The organism is Kitasatospora sp. RG8 (genome assembly GCF_017813315.1).
Taxonomy (GTDB): Bacteria; Actinomycetota; Actinomycetes; order Streptomycetales; family Streptomycetaceae; genus Kitasatospora.
The window spans coordinates 220,547-234,667 of the sequence record NZ_JAGIYX010000007.1 but is presented as its reverse complement, the minus strand read 5'-3'; the positions used below and the strand labels follow the sequence as shown (position 1 = coordinate 234,667).

The 14,121-nt window shown below is 70.4% G+C and carries 17 protein-coding genes; 11 read left to right on the top strand and 6 right to left on the bottom strand.

What is annotated here, in order from left to right; all coding sequences use genetic code 11:
* The 8 genes from J5Y04_RS14010 (at window position 1) to J5Y04_RS13975 (ending at window position 5,560) form a co-directional block, all read left to right on the top strand.
* The gene (locus tag J5Y04_RS14010) at window positions 1–714 is read left to right on the top strand and encodes a GvpL/GvpF family gas vesicle protein (RefSeq protein ID WP_209412312.1); all 714 of its coding nucleotides are present in this window, start codon (window positions 1–3) and stop codon (window positions 712–714) included.
* Window positions 715–726: 12 nt separating this feature from the next.
* A complete protein-coding gene (locus J5Y04_RS14005) occupies window positions 727–981 on the top strand; it encodes a gas vesicle protein GvpG (RefSeq protein WP_209412311.1) in 255 nt (84 codons plus the stop codon).
* 40 nt (window positions 982–1,021) lie between these two features.
* On the top strand, window positions 1,022–1,531 hold the full coding sequence (gene gvpJ, locus J5Y04_RS14000) for a gas vesicle protein (protein WP_209412310.1): 510 nt from the start codon (window positions 1,022–1,024) through the stop codon (window positions 1,529–1,531).
* A complete protein-coding gene (locus J5Y04_RS13995) occupies window positions 1,528–2,328 on the top strand; it encodes a GvpL/GvpF family gas vesicle protein (RefSeq protein ID WP_209412309.1) in 801 nt (266 codons plus the stop codon). Before gvpJ ends, J5Y04_RS13995 begins: the two co-directional genes overlap by 4 nt.
* A complete protein-coding gene (locus J5Y04_RS13990; RefSeq protein WP_209412308.1) occupies window positions 2,325–2,576 on the top strand; it encodes a gas vesicle protein in 252 nt (83 codons plus the stop codon). Before J5Y04_RS13995 ends, J5Y04_RS13990 begins: the two co-directional genes overlap by 4 nt.
* Window positions 2,566–2,991 (top strand): gas vesicle protein K, encoded by a 426-nt coding sequence (locus J5Y04_RS13985; RefSeq protein WP_209412307.1) that lies wholly within the window; start codon window positions 2,566–2,568, stop codon window positions 2,989–2,991. Before J5Y04_RS13990 ends, J5Y04_RS13985 begins: the two co-directional genes overlap by 11 nt.
* 287 nt (window positions 2,992–3,278) lie before the next feature.
* The gene (locus J5Y04_RS13980) at window positions 3,279–4,301 is read left to right on the top strand and encodes a YihY/virulence factor BrkB family protein (protein WP_209412306.1); all 1,023 of its coding nucleotides are present in this window, start codon (window positions 3,279–3,281) and stop codon (window positions 4,299–4,301) included.
* 338 nt (window positions 4,302–4,639) lie between these two features.
* Window positions 4,640–5,560 carry a Rieske (2Fe-2S) protein gene (locus tag J5Y04_RS13975; protein WP_209412305.1) on the top strand — a complete coding sequence of 307 codons (921 nt, stop codon included), beginning with the start codon at window positions 4,640–4,642 and terminating at the stop codon, window positions 5,558–5,560.
* Between the two features lie 267 nt (window positions 5,561–5,827).
* On the opposite strand, the gene J5Y04_RS13970 is transcribed toward J5Y04_RS13975, so the two are convergent.
* Window positions 5,828–6,328, bottom strand: a complete 501-nt coding sequence (locus J5Y04_RS13970; protein ID WP_209412304.1) for a hemerythrin domain-containing protein — start codon at window positions 6,326–6,328, stop codon at window positions 5,828–5,830.
* A 376-nt stretch (window positions 6,329–6,704) separates the two neighbouring features.
* A complete protein-coding gene (locus J5Y04_RS13965) occupies window positions 6,705–8,981 on the bottom strand; it encodes a catalase (RefSeq protein WP_209412303.1) in 2,277 nt (758 codons plus the stop codon).
* A gap of 688 nt (window positions 8,982–9,669) precedes the next feature.
* Here J5Y04_RS13965 and J5Y04_RS13960 point away from each other — a divergent pair.
* Both J5Y04_RS13960 and J5Y04_RS13955 read left to right on the top strand, forming a co-directional pair.
* A complete protein-coding gene (locus tag J5Y04_RS13960; RefSeq protein WP_209412302.1) occupies window positions 9,670–10,206 on the top strand; it encodes a hypothetical protein in 537 nt (178 codons plus the stop codon).
* Entirely contained in the window at window positions 10,203–10,454 is a 252-nt protein-coding gene (locus J5Y04_RS13955) for a hypothetical protein (RefSeq protein ID WP_209412301.1), read from the top strand. The genes J5Y04_RS13960 and J5Y04_RS13955 overlap by 4 nt, the downstream gene beginning before the upstream one ends.
* A 163-nt stretch (window positions 10,455–10,617) precedes the next feature.
* Here the strand turns inward: J5Y04_RS13955 and J5Y04_RS13950 are convergent, their stop codons facing one another.
* The 3 genes from J5Y04_RS13950 to J5Y04_RS13940 all read right to left on the bottom strand — a co-directional run bounded on the left by J5Y04_RS13950 (window position 10,618) and on the right by J5Y04_RS13940 (window position 12,686).
* Window positions 10,618–11,403, bottom strand: coding sequence for a SigB/SigF/SigG family RNA polymerase sigma factor (locus tag J5Y04_RS13950; protein ID WP_245204767.1), 786 nt, complete (start codon window positions 11,401–11,403; stop codon window positions 10,618–10,620).
* A 624-nt stretch (window positions 11,404–12,027) separates the two neighbouring features.
* On the bottom strand, window positions 12,028–12,486 hold the full coding sequence (locus J5Y04_RS13945; protein WP_209412299.1) for an SRPBCC family protein: 459 nt from the start codon (window positions 12,484–12,486) through the stop codon (window positions 12,028–12,030).
* A 26-nt stretch (window positions 12,487–12,512) separates the two neighbouring features.
* Window positions 12,513–12,686, bottom strand: a complete 174-nt coding sequence (locus J5Y04_RS13940) for a CsbD family protein (protein ID WP_209412298.1) — start codon at window positions 12,684–12,686, stop codon at window positions 12,513–12,515.
* 222 nt (window positions 12,687–12,908) lie between these two features.
* Here J5Y04_RS13940 and J5Y04_RS13935 point away from each other — a divergent pair, with 222 nt between their 5' ends.
* Entirely contained in the window at window positions 12,909–13,931 is a 1,023-nt protein-coding gene (locus tag J5Y04_RS13935; protein WP_209412297.1) for an iron-containing redox enzyme family protein, read from the top strand.
* Here J5Y04_RS13935 and J5Y04_RS13930 read toward each other — a convergent pair.
* The gene (locus J5Y04_RS13930; RefSeq protein ID WP_307853107.1) at window positions 13,890–14,117 is read right to left on the bottom strand and encodes a CDGSH iron-sulfur domain-containing protein; all 228 of its coding nucleotides are present in this window, start codon (window positions 14,115–14,117) and stop codon (window positions 13,890–13,892) included. The two genes, J5Y04_RS13935 and J5Y04_RS13930, sit on opposite strands and share 42 nt — an antisense overlap.
* Between the last annotated feature and the right edge of the window lie 4 nt (window positions 14,118–14,121).

The window sequence follows — 14,121 nt, the reverse complement described above, 5'->3', positions numbered from 1 at the left end:
GTGACCCTCTACGTCTACTCCATCACCGCCGCTACGCACCCCCACAACCTGGACGGCCTGACGGGAGTTGGCGAGGCGCCGGCCGAACTACGGACCGTGTGCGTGGACACACTTTGCGCCGTCGTGAGCGAAGCCCCCGAGGGCCTACGGCCCAAGCGACGCGACCTGATGGCACACCAGGCCGTCCAGGAGCGCCTGATGACCACCGGCACCGTGCTGCCGTTGCGTTTCGGCTTCACCGCCCCTGACGACGACGCCGTACGCCGCGTCCTCGAGGAGCGCCGGGAGGAGTACACCCAGCGTCTGACGGCGTTGGAAGGCTGCGCCGAGTACCACCTGAAGGCGGCCATCGAGGAAGACGTGCTGCTGCGTCAGATCCTCCAGGAGTCGCCCGAGGCCAGGCGCCTGAACGACGACATCAAGGCCGGCGACGCCGGCCCGGACCTCTCGCTGGCGCTCGGCGAACTCGTCGCCCAGGAAGTCCTCGCCCGCCACCAGGCGCTTGCCTCCGGAATCATCGAGGCGCTGCGCCCCCACACCCGCCAGGAGAGGATCTCCGAGCCCACCGGGGACGACTTCCTCAACATCTCCTTCCTGGTGGACGAGGAACACCAGGAGCTGTTCCTCGCCTCGGAGAAGGGGCTCACCCACGAGCTGGGCCAGGACTTCGACTTCCGGCTGTACGGCCCGCTGCCCGCCTACAGTTTCGTCTAGCGGAGGCACCCCGTGGGCCTGCTCACCCAGATCCTGACACTCCCGCTCGCACCGGTGCGCGGCACCGTGTGGGTGCTGGAACGCGTCGTCGAGGCCGCGGAGGACCAGTACTACGACCCTGCGCCTGTAGAACGGGAACTCGCCGCACTCGAGAGGGCTCTCCTGGCGGGAGACATCGACGAGGAGACCTTCGACCGCCGTGAGGACGAACTCCTCGACCGCCTGGACGAGATCAGGGCTCGCAGACAGCCCGACGACGACACGTGACCCCATCCGCACGCACCCGGCAGCGAAGCGAGGTCGATCCGTGACAGACCCCATCGCCAACCGCCTCGGCTCGCTCCCCTCCAGGTCCGCGCCGCCCTACGGGCAGGCCTCCGCGAGCCTCGCCGACATCCTGGAACGCGTCCTCGACAAGGGCATCGTCATCGCGGGCGACATCCAGATCAACCTCCTCGACATCGAACTGCTCACCATCAAGTTGCGCCTGCTGATCGCCTCGGTGGACAAGGCCAAGGAGATGGGCATCGACTGGTGGGAGCACGACCCCTCGCTGTCCTCCCGGGCGGACAGCGGCCGGTCCCTGGAAGAGGAGAACCGGTTCCTGCGCGAGCAGATCGAGGAGAACCGGCGTCTGCGCGAGCAGATCGAGGAGAACCAGCGTCTGCGCGAGCAGATCGACGCCCTGCGCGCCGACCCTGCCGCCCTGTCAGCCATCGAGGAACAGGCCGAGAGCAACGACACCACCCGATCCGCTGCCCGCCCGAAGCGGGCCGCACCCAGGACCCGCAGCACCACCCCCCGGGGTGAGCCATGACCACCGGGGGGCTCGCCTACACGTACGCCGTCGCACGGACCGCCGCCGGCCTGCAGCGGACCGTGGAAGGCCTGGTCGGCGTCGTGAACGCTCCGGTCCACCTGGTGTCCGGCACTCACGGCGGGGACATCGTGGCAGCCGTGAGTGCCGTGCCCGCTGAGGACTTCGACGAGACCGCCCTGCCCCGTCACCTCGAGAACCTCGAGTGGCTGGAGGCGCTTGCCCGTTCCCACCACGGCGTCGTCGAGGCAATCTCGGCGTGCACCACCGTCGTTCCGCTGCGCCTGGCGACGGTGTACCTCGACGACGACCGGGTGCGGAACATGCTCGACGACGGGCTGGAGGTCTTCGTGGACCGGTTGTCCCGGCTGACCGGGTACGTGGAATGGGGCGTGAAGCTGTACATCGACGCCCCACCTGACCCACCACCAGCCCCCTCGCCCGGGCCTGATCTCGGCCCCGGACGTGCCTACCTGCGCCGGCGCCGGGCCGACCGGGACGCGCAACAGGACGCCCTCCGCGTAGCCGGGCGTGGGGCCGAGCTGATCGAGGCAGCAGCCCTGTCCCATGCCGTGGACCGCGTCCGGCACCGGCCGCAGGAGGGCGAGCTGGCCATCGAACCGGGCGTGAACGTTCTCAACGACGCCTACCTCGTACCGCTGGACCACGGCGAGGCGTTCCGGGCCGACGTGCTGCGCTCGGCCACCGCCCTGCCTGGGCTCCGCGTCGTCGTCACCGGGCCGTGGGCCCCGTACTCCTTCGCCGCCCCCGGCCTCCCGGAAGAGGCCACGCCGTGAACGACCCCGATGGCGCGGCTCCCGGCCCGCGGGCGGCAGCCGCGCCGCAGCGCCAGGCAGCCCTGATCGACCTGCTGGACCGGCTGCTCAGCGGAGGCGTGGTCCTCACGGGCGATGTCGTCCTGTCCATCGCGGACATCGACCTCGTCCGGATCTCCCTGCGGGCGCTCATCCTGTCCGTCAGCGACCAGAACCCCGCCCCTCTCATGATCGGCCACGCCCGCGGCGGGAACAGCCATGACCGGTGACGAACGTCTGCCTCGCGGCCGGTTCGACGAGGTGGCCGAAGCAGCCGCCCGCGCCTTCCGTCTCCTGCCCGCGACATCCCACGACAGTCCGCTGCCGGCCCACGGCACACCGCCGGGCCGGCCACGCAGGATCTCCACCGACCCGGAAAGGGTCGAACGGGACCTGATGAAACTCGTCCTCACCATCGTCGAACTCCTACGCCAGCTCATGGAGCGTCAGGCCATCCACCGTGTCGAGACCGGCGACCTCAGCGAGGAACAGGAAGAGACACTCGGAGCCACCCTCATGGCCCTCCACGACCGCATGGGCGAGCTCTGCGCCCGGTACGGCCTGACGATGGAGGACCTCAACTTGGACCTGGGCCCGCTGGGAACGCTACTGCCGCCCTCCGACCACGGCGTGTCTGACAGTTGATGATCTTGCGGTTCGCGGAGTCGGAGGATCAGGGATACCAGGACGGGTCCCGCTCGGTAACGGGCGGCGACCTTGTCGAACCCGTGGCAATCGCGCGGAACTGCTTTCAAGCGGGCCAAGGTAGTTCAACCACATGGCGGCGACGAGCAGGCGGGTTGTCGTGGTGGAGGTGAGGCCGTGAAGTCGGACCGCGACCTCTTGGCAGCGTGGACGACGGCGCGGACGGCCCGCAGTTAGGACACCGGGCCCGGATGATTGGCTGGCGACGTTGCGGACAGACGCCCGGTATGGCATCCCTCTTCAAGCGATCGCGCCGCGACGACGGCGAGGAGAACGGCACCGGGCCGGGCCCGAGCCGTCGCGTGGAGGCGGCCGCGCCCGACGCGCTCAGTGATTTGTCCCGGCGCTCCTGGTGGGCGGTACTGCGGCGCACCGGCAAGGAGTTCCTGGAGGACGAACTGCCCGACCGCGCCGCCGCTCTTACCTATTACAGCGTCCTGGCAATCTTCCCGGCGCTGCTCGTGCTCGTCTCCGTGCTCGGAGTGATCGGCAAGTCGGCCACCGACACGATTTTGGACAATGTGCAAAAGCTCGCGCCAGGCGCTGCCCGGGACATCCTGCGCAATGCCGTCGACCAGTTGCAGAACAACAGCGGCACCAGCACGGTCCTGCTGATCGTGGGCTTGGCGGCCGCCCTGTGGTCGGCCTCCGGCTACGTCGCGGCGTTCATCCGCTCCTCCAACTCCGTGTACGACATCCGGGAAGGCCGCCCGGTGTGGAAGACCACCCCGTTGCGGCTGGGGCTGACGCTGCTGCTGATGGTGCTGCTGGCGGCGAGCGCGGTCATCGTCGTGTTCACCGGGCCGCTGGCGGACCACGTCGGCCGGGCCCTGGGCCTGGGCAGTACCGCGCTCACAGTCTGGTCGATCGCCAAGTGGCCGGTCCTGGTGCTCCTCGTCGTGCTGATGATCGCAGTGCTGTACTGGGCCGCGCCAAACGTGCGCGACCGCGGTTTCCGCTGGATCTCCCCGGGCAGCGTGCTCGCGGTGGCGCTCTGGATGGCGGCCTCGGCGGGGTTCGCCGGGTACGTCGCGAGCTTCTCGTCCTTCAACAGGACGTACGGCACCCTGGCCGGCGTCATCGTCTTCCTGGTCTGGCTGTGGATCTCCAACCTCGCAATCCTCCTCGGCCTGGAGTTCGACGCCGAACTCTCGCGTGAACGCGCCATCGAGGGTGGCCTGCCGAAGGGCGAGGAGCCGTACGTCCGGCCCCGGGACACCAGCACCTGGCCCGACGGCGAACAGCCCTGACCGGAGGACCGCAGCGTGTGACGGGGGGCTCAGGGCGGTCGTGCAGCCCGGTCCGGGGGCACAGGGCACAGGGCACCCCCGGTGGCGTTGACGGTGTCGACGAGCAGCGGTGATGTAGGGAGCCATCCGGGTGCAACACGTCGCCGGGCCATCCCGGCCGGCTGGGCGGGCCGGGCGGCGGCTCCCCGAAACTCCTTCCCGATACCGACGCGCCGCGCGGATACCGGTCGGATCGCGCGGCACCGACCCCCGGAGCCACCCGGCAGCCGTCTTCACCGTTACTCCGCTCGGCTCAGCACGGGCCGCGCCGGGTCGGCGGTGAGGGCAGCGTTGTCCCCATGGGAACCTTCATCGCGCGCATCACAGCCGCCACCCGGTCCGATGACCGCGGCGGCATCGGTGCCCGGGCCCTGAAGGGGCTCGATGCCGTGGGTGGGGCAGCAGAGCTCGACCCCATCGTCGAGCCGCTGACGCGCGCCGTCCAGGCACTGCCGCTGGGGCGGATGCGCGGGGCGTTGCACGGTCGGCCCCTGGGGCATCCGCTGCACCCGGCCCTCGTCCAACTGCCGATCGGCGCCTGGATGTCCTCAGTCCTGCTCGACCTGGTGCCCGGCTCGGAGCGCGCAGCACGGCTTCTGGTCGCGGCCGGCGTGGCGACCGCCGTTCCGGCGGCCCTCTCGGGGTGGGTCGACTGGGCGGACCAGCACGAGCAGCAGAGGCGCACCGGCCTGCTGCACGCCGCGTCGATGGCGGCCGCGATCGGCCTCTACGGTGCGTCGTGGGCGGCCCGCTCGTGTGGCCGCATCCGCCTCGGACGCGTCCTCGGCCTCGCCGGACTGACCGCAGCCGGAAGCGGCGCAGCAGTCGGCGGCCACCTCGCCTACCGCCAGGCTGCCGGCGCCAACAAGGCAGAGCCCGTCCCGCACCTGGTCGAGCCTCGCTGGCACACACTCGGGCGCGCCGAGGAGTTCGTCGTCGGTGAGGCGACGCGTCGGACGGTCGGCGAGGTGCCGGTGCTGGTGGTCCGGGAATCCGACGAGGTGTTCCATGTGCTCGCCGACCGGTGCAGCCACTCCTCGGGCCCCCTCTCGGAGGGCGAGGTCGCCGACGGCTGCGTGACCTGCCCCTGGCACGGCAGCGTCTTCCGCCTGTCCGACGGCTGGAACGTCGACGGGCCTGCCACGGCCCCGCAGCCGCGCTTCGTCACCCGCACGGACAGGGCGGGCAACCTTCAAGCACGCCTGCCGGACGTCAGCTGATCCGGGCCGTCTGGTCCTCCGCAGCAGCGAGGGTGCGGCCTCAGGAATCGTCGGGAGCCGGGATTTGAAGGTCTCTTCACCGACTCGATGCGATGGCTTTCCTCAGTGGCTCGAGCGGCTGCGATCCGGCTCTCGCTGCGGCCCGCCCCGACGGACTGGCCGCAGGAGCCGAACTCCGCCCTCAACGGCGCCGCAGTGAACCGGTCCTACGCCGATGCGGGGCGAGGGCCGATTCCGGGAAGAAGAAAGCCACAGGCCCGCCCCTGGTCAGCGGAGGATCGCATCAGCGGCCTTCTTCAGGGCGCCTGGCTGAGCAGGTCGGCGGGGCGCTGTGGCACGAGCCTCCAGCATGCGGGCCCCGATCGCCTGGAGCTCTGTGCGGCCCAAGGCGTCGCGAACCTTCGGGAACCAGTCGTTCTCCTCCTCCTCGATGTGGTGACCGACGGTCTCGATGAGCACGGTTGCCTTCGCGTCGAAGCGCTCGTCATCGGGCCCCATCGCGTCGAGTTCGGCGCACAACAGGTCGGCGACGTGGTGCTCCTCGAAGGATTCCAGGATGTCCCGCTCGAGGGCGGGGACGAGTTCGCGGACCGCGGGGTACATGACCTCGTTCTCGATGAAGGTGTGGACCGTCAACGCTTCCACGATCCTACTCACGAGGTCCGCCTTGACCTCCGTGGCGCCCTCGTCTGCGCCTTCGAGCGCCCGGACGAGGCGGCGCACCTCCTTGTGCTCCTCCTTCAGCAGAACAATGGCATCAGTGGACATGGGTTCCTCCCTTGTCATAGGCGTGGTTCTGCGCCTACCCGCCCAGCCCGGACGCACACGTACGGAATCGTGACGGTGGAGGCGCCTGCCGGTGCAGGCGCCGAAGGGCCGTCCCGGTTGGTCATCAGCCGTCGTCGGGGCCGAGATTGCAGCGCGCCAGCTGCGGGTCCGACGGCCACGTCGATGAGTTCGGGCTCTGGCTCAACTTCCGGAAGTTGGACCAGAAACCGTTCTCGTGAGCATCACCTGTTTGCGCGAGCGTGTGACTCCCGACATCACGTCGAAACGACGTCGTAAATCCGCGCGCACAAAGCCAGGCCAGCTTTCCTGCGTGGGCCGGGCGGCGTGTTGTCGGGTCGGGATCTACGGCGAAGGCTCAGCTTTCGGTGGCGGGAAAGCGGTCCCACACGCGGTGGAGCGCGAGCAGGTCCGTGAGGCGGGCCAGGACGTCGGCGCCCTCGGTTTCGAGGACCACGCCGGGCGCCCGGGGGTCGACCGCCGCCGGCACCAGGACCGCGCGGGCCCCCGCGAGCACACCGATCGGCTTGGCGTGGCGGTATGCCTCGTTGACCAGCAGGACGACGCGGGAGTCGAGCGTCGACTGCCCGCCTGCGACGGCGCCGGACTTGGCATCCCGGGCTCCGCGGTCATCGTCCCCCGGCGCGGGGGCACCGGCGACCAGGAGCGCGTCGAACTCGACGGACCGAGCGGCGCCGAAGGTCCGCTGCACAGCCAGTCCCTCCACCAGGGGCGCACCGGTGGGGGCGATGAGAAGGGGTAGCAGGCCGGCCTGCTGCGCCGCGTCGTGCACGCGGCGCACCGCGTCGAGGTCGCTGGCCTGGTCGGCAATGATGCCCAGGATCCGGCCGGTGGAGGGCCAGGCCTTGCCGACCTGGGACAGGGCGGCGCTTGCAGACACCTGCGGGGCCGCATCCCTGGTGCTCATTGTCGGGGCGGGTAGCCCGAGGCCTGCGGCGACCTGCGAGCACAGCGTGGCATCGACCTGGGCGAGGACACCGAGGACGCGTTCCTTGATCGCCTGCTCGTAGACCTTGGACAGCTCGAAGGTGTAGGCGGCGATGACGTGCTCGCGCTCGACCGGGCTGAGGCTGAGCCAGAACATCCGGGGCTGGCTGAAGTGGTCGTCGAACGAGGCCGGGGCCTGGCGGACCTTGGCCTCTGCCGCAACGGGGGTGGGGAACTCCACGAACGCGTGGTCGCCCGGGCCGGCGAAGAACGGGCAGCCTCCGTCCAGCGAGTTCGGCTTGTAGGGGGCGACACCCGCATGCACGGCGTGCTGGTGGAAGCCGTCCCGCAGCATGTCGTTGACCGGGGCGTGGGTGCGGTTGATCGGGATCTGGGCGAAGTTCGGGCCACCCAGGCGGCTGATCTGCGTGTCCAGATACGAGAACAGGCGGCCCGCGAGCAGCGGGTCGTCGGTGACGTCGATGCCGGGCACGAGGTGACCGGGGTGGAATGCGACCTGCTCGGTCTCGGCAAAGAAGTTGACGGGGTTGGCGTTCAGCGTCATCAGCCCGATCGGCCGGACCGGAGCGAGCTCCTCCGGGACGATCTTCGTCGGGTCGAGCAGGTCGATCCCCTCGAACATCTGCTCCGGAGTGTCGGGGAACGTCTGGATGCCGAGCTCCCACTGCGGGAAGTTGCCCGCCTCGATCGCGTCCGCGAGGTCGCGCCGGTGGAAGTCCGGGTCCAGGCCGCCGATCAGCTGGGCCTCCTCCCACACGAGGGAGTGCACGCCCGCCTTCGGCTTCCAGTGGAACTTCACCAGGGTGGTGGCGCCGTCAGCGTTGACGAGTCGGAAGGTGTGGATTCCGAAGCCCTCCATCATCCGGAACGAGCGCGGGATGCCCCGGTCGGACATGTTCCACAGGGTGTGGTGGGTGGCCTCGGTGTGCAGGGACACGAAGTCCCAGAACGTGTCGTGGGCGCTCTGCGCCTGGGGGATCTCCCGGTCCGGGTGCGGCTTGCCCGCGTGGATGACGTCGGGGAACTTGATCGCGTCCTGGATGAAGAACACCGGGATGTTGTTGCCGACCAGGTCGAAGACACCCTCGGAGGTGTAGAACTTCGTGGCGAACCCACGGGTGTCGCGCACGGTGTCGGCCGATCCGCGGGAGCCCAGCACGGTGGAGAACCGCACGAACACCGGCGTCTGCGCCCCCTCCGTCAGGAATGCCGCCTTCGACACCGCAACGGCGGTGCCATAGCCGCGGAAGACGCCGTGGGCTGCCGCGCCGCGAGCGTGCACGACCCGCTCCGGGATCCGCTCGTGATCGAAATGGGTGATCTTCTCCCGCAGGTGGTGGTCCTGCAGCAGCACCGGACCGCGCGGGCCCGCCTTCAGCGAATGGTCGGAATCCGGCAGCCGAAGACCCTGCGCCGTCGTGAGATACCCGCCGTTCTGCGCCCGGACATCCAGCGGGGCCCCCGTCGCGCGGCCCGTGGCCGTCACCGGGGAAGGCGGCTGCTGGTCGGGCTTGGGCGGCAGGGGAGGCCGCGGCTCTGTCGGCTCGCTGACCTGCGGCGCCCGGGAGCTCGGCGCTCCGGGCACCGATCGCGAGTCTTCGCCGTCGCCGGTCACGATCTCCGTGACAGCGTCGATGACCTTCTTCACAGGAGCGGGCTTGTCCATGTCCTCAACTCTCAAGTGCTGCCGCGGGCAACTGCGGCGATGTGGCATGCGGAGACGGCGGGCCATCACAGTCGTGGCCATCCCGCGATCCCGAAGAACGGTGCTCGTGGCCTCCTGCCCCAGCGGGGCCGATGACACCTCCCGGCCGACCGCGATGGCCCGGCCGCGCCGATGCTCCGGTCCGATGGCGGCCGCGCACTCCTCAGGCTGCGGCAGGACAGGGGGGACCGCGATGTGACGCACCTGTTCGGCGGACATCCGGCCCGGGTGCCCGGAAGGCCGTGCGCCGTGTCGGCGGAGGACTCTGAGGATCCCGGTCGCAAGAAGGCCGAGCCCCCGCGAGCTCGCCATCACACAGCGCGCAGAGAGACGCCGGGCCGGTGCCGCCGTCACCGCGCCGACGGTGGGTTGCCCCCGGCCGGCCCGGGCAGCGACCTGCCCCACAGCGGGGCCAACCGCCTCACCGGCCCAGTTGATCACGACCAGCCGCCGGCAACCCCGACCCGTGTTCCTCCGCCGAACCCGGGAAGGCGCTTCAGGTGCCGTGGCCGTGGCGGGCGGCGAGCGCCCAGCCGCACGGCGCGGCACGATGAAACAGCCAGACCATTCCGCTTCCGTGACCGGCGCGGGGTCGCTGCACTCACCCACTCAGCGGCCCCGGTGACCGGCCGCACCGGAAGGAGCCGCGATGTCTCCCCACACATTGGTCGAGCCCCTGCACATCTACCTGAACGACCACCTGACCGGCGCGTTCGGCGGCGCCGCGCTCGCCGCCCGCATGGCCCGGACCCACCCGGGCAGCCACCACGCGGCGGACCTGCAGCGCCTGGCCCACGACATAGAGCAGGACCGCGACGACCTCGTCCGGATCATGAACCGACTCGGCGTGCCCGTCCGGCACTACCGGACATGGCTCGGCCTCGCCGGTGAACGCCTCAGCCGCCTCAAGCCCAACGGCACCGTCCTACGCCGTTCCCCGCTCAGCGACCTGATCGAACTGGAAACGCTGCGCGCCGGCGTCGAAGGAAAGACCGCGCTGTGGCGGGCGTTGCGTGCGATCGCCGACACCGATCCGCGCCTGGACCAGGTGGAGCTGGACCGCCTTGCCGAACGGGCTGCCGAGCAGGGCCGCATGCTGAACGGCTGGCATTACACAGTCAGCACTGCCGTCCTCAGGGACAGTACGGATCAGGCCGACACCGGCGGGCACAGCACCGCCCTGTGAGCGCCGCGGCACCACCGGATTACGCCTCCATCAAGCTCACAACCCGTGTGCTGAACGCGGGATTCGAGCCGAGCACGGGAAGCGTGAGCAACTCGTCCGACGACGCCCTGGCGGAGAACTTCCGGAGCGTGTTGAAAACCGACTGCGTGCGCCACTCCACCTTCGCGACGCCCACGGACGCCAGCCCCTACATCGACGGCTGGTACAACACCCACCGCCGCGCTACCGGGACTGGCCACCGCGGGTGACCTGGCGGACGTGGCGTCCCTGCTCGACGGGGTGCTCCGCGCCGGCTCCGGCGCAGAGCACCGGGCGGGCCGCGTACGGGCGGCGGCGCCGGTTGCCGGATGTCGTCGACCGGCTTGCCGGGCCGTCCTCGCCTGCCGGGCGGAACCGGGGACGCCAGGCCGGTCAGCGAGCGTCGGCTGCCGGCGAGGTCAAACGGGCCCGGATGCCGCCCAAGGTGGCGGTCAGCAGCCGGGAGACCTGCATCTGGGAGCAGCCGATCTGTTCGGCGATCTCCGACTGTGTGCAGTCGCCCCAGAACCGCAGCATCAGGATGGTCCGCTCCCGGGGCGTGAGGTCCTTGAGCAGTGGCCGCACCGACTCGCGGCACTCGACCAGGTCCAGTCGCGCATCGCGTTCGCCGAGCCGGTCCAGCAGGGCGCTGCCGGTCTCGTCCTCGCGGTCCTCGCGCAGCGCGTCCAGCGATCCGGCGCGGTAGGCCCGGCCCACCGCGAGGGCGGACGCGGCGTCGTCGACGTCCAGCCCCAGCTTCTCGGCGAGTTCCTGGGCGGTGGGCAGCCGACCGAGATCCTGCTCCATCCGTTCGGATGTGCGCGCGACCCGCAGGTACAGCTCCTGGAGGCTGCGCGGCACGCGCAGGGGCCAGGAGGCGTCGCGGTAGAACCTCTTGATCTCACCCGTGATGGTGGGAATCGCATAAGTCGCAAACTCGACGCCGCGCCGGTGGTCGTAGCCGTCCACGGCCTTGATCAGCCCGATCGTGCCGACCTGCAGGATGTCGTCCCTGTCGGCGGACCGGTTTCGGAACCTGGAGGCGACGAATCGCACAAGCGGCATGTTGAGCTCGATGATCGTGCCGCGGACGTAGCTGTAGGCGGCGGACTCGCGTTCCAGGCCGGCCAGTCGAGCGAACAGGGCGTCGCTCAAATCGCGGGCCTCGGTCTTGCCCATCACCCGCATCTCCTGGCGGGTCGGCCGACCGGAGTCGGGCGGCACGTCGCAGGGCGCGGAAGGCACAACGGAGGACAGCGTGGGCATAGGGGCGGACACGTGGGCATCTCCCTGGTTGATCCCCGCGCCCAGGAGCGCGGTTGCAGCAGGACGCTGACCGCGCGGCGCGCGAGGATTCGGCTGTGGGAGACCGTGGCGCCCGGCTTCTTCAGGCGGCGGCGTCCCGGCACGGTGATAGTGCCGTGAACCCGGCGCCACGACGGGCACCGGACCGGAGTCGGGCCGACAACCCGGACATTCCGTGTGTCATTCATTCCCGGTCAGAAGGGGCGCCAACCCTTCAGCAGCCTGGCGATCGGCGCCGCCGCCTCGGGGGCACGCGGGTACAGCCGAGCCGGAACAGTGCCTGGACAGCGGCCGAGCCGGGGTGGGCGGCGCCGCGGACGCATGGCCGCAGCGCACGCAGTGGCGGCCCGTGCAGGGATGACCGGAAGCCGCTGGAGCCGGCGGCGAAGCGGGGTATTTGCCTCCTCCCACCGACGGGCGCCCCGGCACGTGGCCGGGGAGCCGCGCGCGCCGTCGGGCAACCAGCGCGTATTCCCCGTCGGGGTTCCGGGGCCGTGCTCAGCCCGGGGAGATCCGGCCTCGCCAGGCACCGCTCGAACCGACGCGGTCCTCGATGTACCCCTTGAAGCGGTCAAGGTCGGCCTTGACTCGTCGGTCCACCATGCCGAGTGTGTCGGCCGCCGACTCGGCCAGGCCTTTCGGCTCGAACTGCATCGCCAGGCTGACCCGGGTGTGGTCGTCGTCGATCTTCCGGAAGGTCACCGTGCCCATCTGGTGGACATCCCCGCCGACGGTGCGCCAGGAGACCCGCTCGTCGGGCAGCTGGTCGACGATCTCGGTGTCGAACTCGCGCTGGACACCCGCAATGCTGGTCTTCCAGTGATTGTGCCGGTCGTCGAGCTGACGAACCTCCTCCACTCCGTCCATGAAGTTCGGGAACTCCTCGAACTGCGTCCACTGGTTGTACGCGGTGTGCAGCGGCACATCCACGTCGATCGACTCACGCACCATGCTCATGAGTGCTCCTCCTCGCGATCCCTCCGTCAGTGCTTGGCAGCGTCCTTGACCTTCTCACCGGCCTGCTTCAGGTCGCTCTTCACCTGGGTCGCCTTGCCCTCGACCTTCAGAGCCGGGTCGTCGATCGCCCGGCCGACGGACTCCATCGCCTTTCCCTTCGCCTTCTCGGTGACGTTCCTCACCTTGTTTACGTTGCCCATGGCAATCACTCCTCCGCTCTCGGTCCGACCGGTGCGGCCGGCGTCTCCGGGCGTCTGCTCGGACAGGAGCACCCGAAACCGTTCTGCCCGCACGGGCTTGTTCCCGCCTGGCGCGGGTAGCCGCAGGCCGCTGCGGTGAAAGCCGGCGGTGGAGCCGAATGCTGCACCCTCGAACGCGCCGCCACCTGACCGCCGCCGCGCCTCAAATCAAGGAGGAAGACCGTGATCACGACACCCGTAGCGCCCCGCTCGCCGACCCCGCGCGGCCCCCTGTCCGACGCCGTCAGGGCCGCGCTCACGTCGAGCCCGGGCACTACCGCCAGGCGGCTGGAGCCGGTGCCGATCCGCCAAGCCGACCCGTGGGGTGAGGATCTGCAGCTCGCCCTCTACGTCTGCTACGAGCTGCACTACCGCGGCTTCACGGGAGTCGACCCCGGTTGGGAGTGGAACCCCGAACTTCTGCGGCTGCGCGGGGAAATGGAACAGCACTTCCTCGCCGCCGTACGCGAGCAGGCCGGCGAGGTACCACCGCTGGACGAGCTGCTCGCCCGCCTGCTCACCGAACCGCGCACCGGCGACGGGCCCTCCCACTTCCTGCTCGCCGGTGGTGAGCGCTGGCAGGCCCGCGAGTACCTGGTACACCGCTCGCTGTACCACCTCAAGGAGGCCGACCCGCAGCTGTGGGCCGCACCGCGGCTCGGCGGCGCCGCCCAGACGGCGTTCCTGTCCATCGAGTACGACGAGTACGGCGCAGGACACCCGGAGCGCGCCCACTCACGGCTGTTCGCGGAGATGATGGCCGACTTCGGCCTGGACTCCACGTACGGCCGCTACGTAGACGCAGCGGCCGCCCCGGCGCTGGAGGTGGTGAACCTGATGTCACTGTTCGGCCTGCACCGGGCGCTGCGCGGCGCTCTGATCGGACAGTTCGCGACCGTGGAGATCACCTCCTCCCCCGGGTCGGCCCGCCTTGTCCGGGCCTTCGAGCGGTTGGGCGCGGGGCCCGCCGGACTCCGCTTCTACCGAGAGCACGTGGAGGCCGACGCGGTGCACGAGCAGTTGGTGCGGCACGGGGTGATCGGACCGCTGCTTGCGACGGAGCCCGCCTTGGCCGGTGATGTCGCCTTCGGCATCGCCGCGAGTTCGCTCGCCGAAGGCCGGCTGTCCGCCCATCTGACCGGGGAGTGGGCGGCCGGGCGCAGTTCACTGCGCGGCGGGCCGCTCGCCGAGCCCGACCTCGGCTGAGCCACCGGGCCGGTGCCGCCGGTGACTGGTGTCGCAGAACGGGTAGCGGCGGCTGCGGCGGCAGGTGCACAGGGCCACGACAGGACGGTCGGAGCGGACCAGGCTCCCGTCCGGGAGGACGATCTCGACCGGGCCCTCGATCAGCACCGGGCCGTGATCGGTCGGCAGGACTCGGCGCGCCGACAGCCGC

Coding starts and splice junctions, on each gene's coding strand:
- J5Y04_RS13995 (WP_209412309.1), top strand. CDS start 1,528: ATGACCACCGGGGGGCTCGCCTACACGTACGCCGTCGCACGGACCGCC.
- J5Y04_RS13985 (WP_209412307.1), top strand. CDS start 2,566: ATGACCGGTGACGAACGTCTGCCTCGCGGCCGGTTCGACGAGGTGGCC.
- J5Y04_RS13980 (WP_209412306.1), top strand. CDS start 3,279: ATGGCATCCCTCTTCAAGCGATCGCGCCGCGACGACGGCGAGGAGAAC.
- J5Y04_RS13975 (WP_209412305.1), top strand. CDS start 4,640: ATGGGAACCTTCATCGCGCGCATCACAGCCGCCACCCGGTCCGATGAC.
- J5Y04_RS13970 (WP_209412304.1), bottom strand. CDS start 6,328: ATGTCCACTGATGCCATTGTTCTGCTGAAGGAGGAGCACAAGGAGGTG.
- J5Y04_RS13965 (WP_209412303.1), bottom strand. CDS start 8,981: ATGGACAAGCCCGCTCCTGTGAAGAAGGTCATCGACGCTGTCACGGAG.
- J5Y04_RS13960 (WP_209412302.1), top strand. CDS start 9,670: ATGTCTCCCCACACATTGGTCGAGCCCCTGCACATCTACCTGAACGAC.
- J5Y04_RS13950 (WP_245204767.1), bottom strand. CDS start 11,403: ATGGGCAAGACCGAGGCCCGCGATTTGAGCGACGCCCTGTTCGCTCGA.
- J5Y04_RS13945 (WP_209412299.1), bottom strand. CDS start 12,486: ATGAGCATGGTGCGTGAGTCGATCGACGTGGATGTGCCGCTGCACACC.
- J5Y04_RS13940 (WP_209412298.1), bottom strand. CDS start 12,686: ATGGGCAACGTAAACAAGGTGAGGAACGTCACCGAGAAGGCGAAGGGA.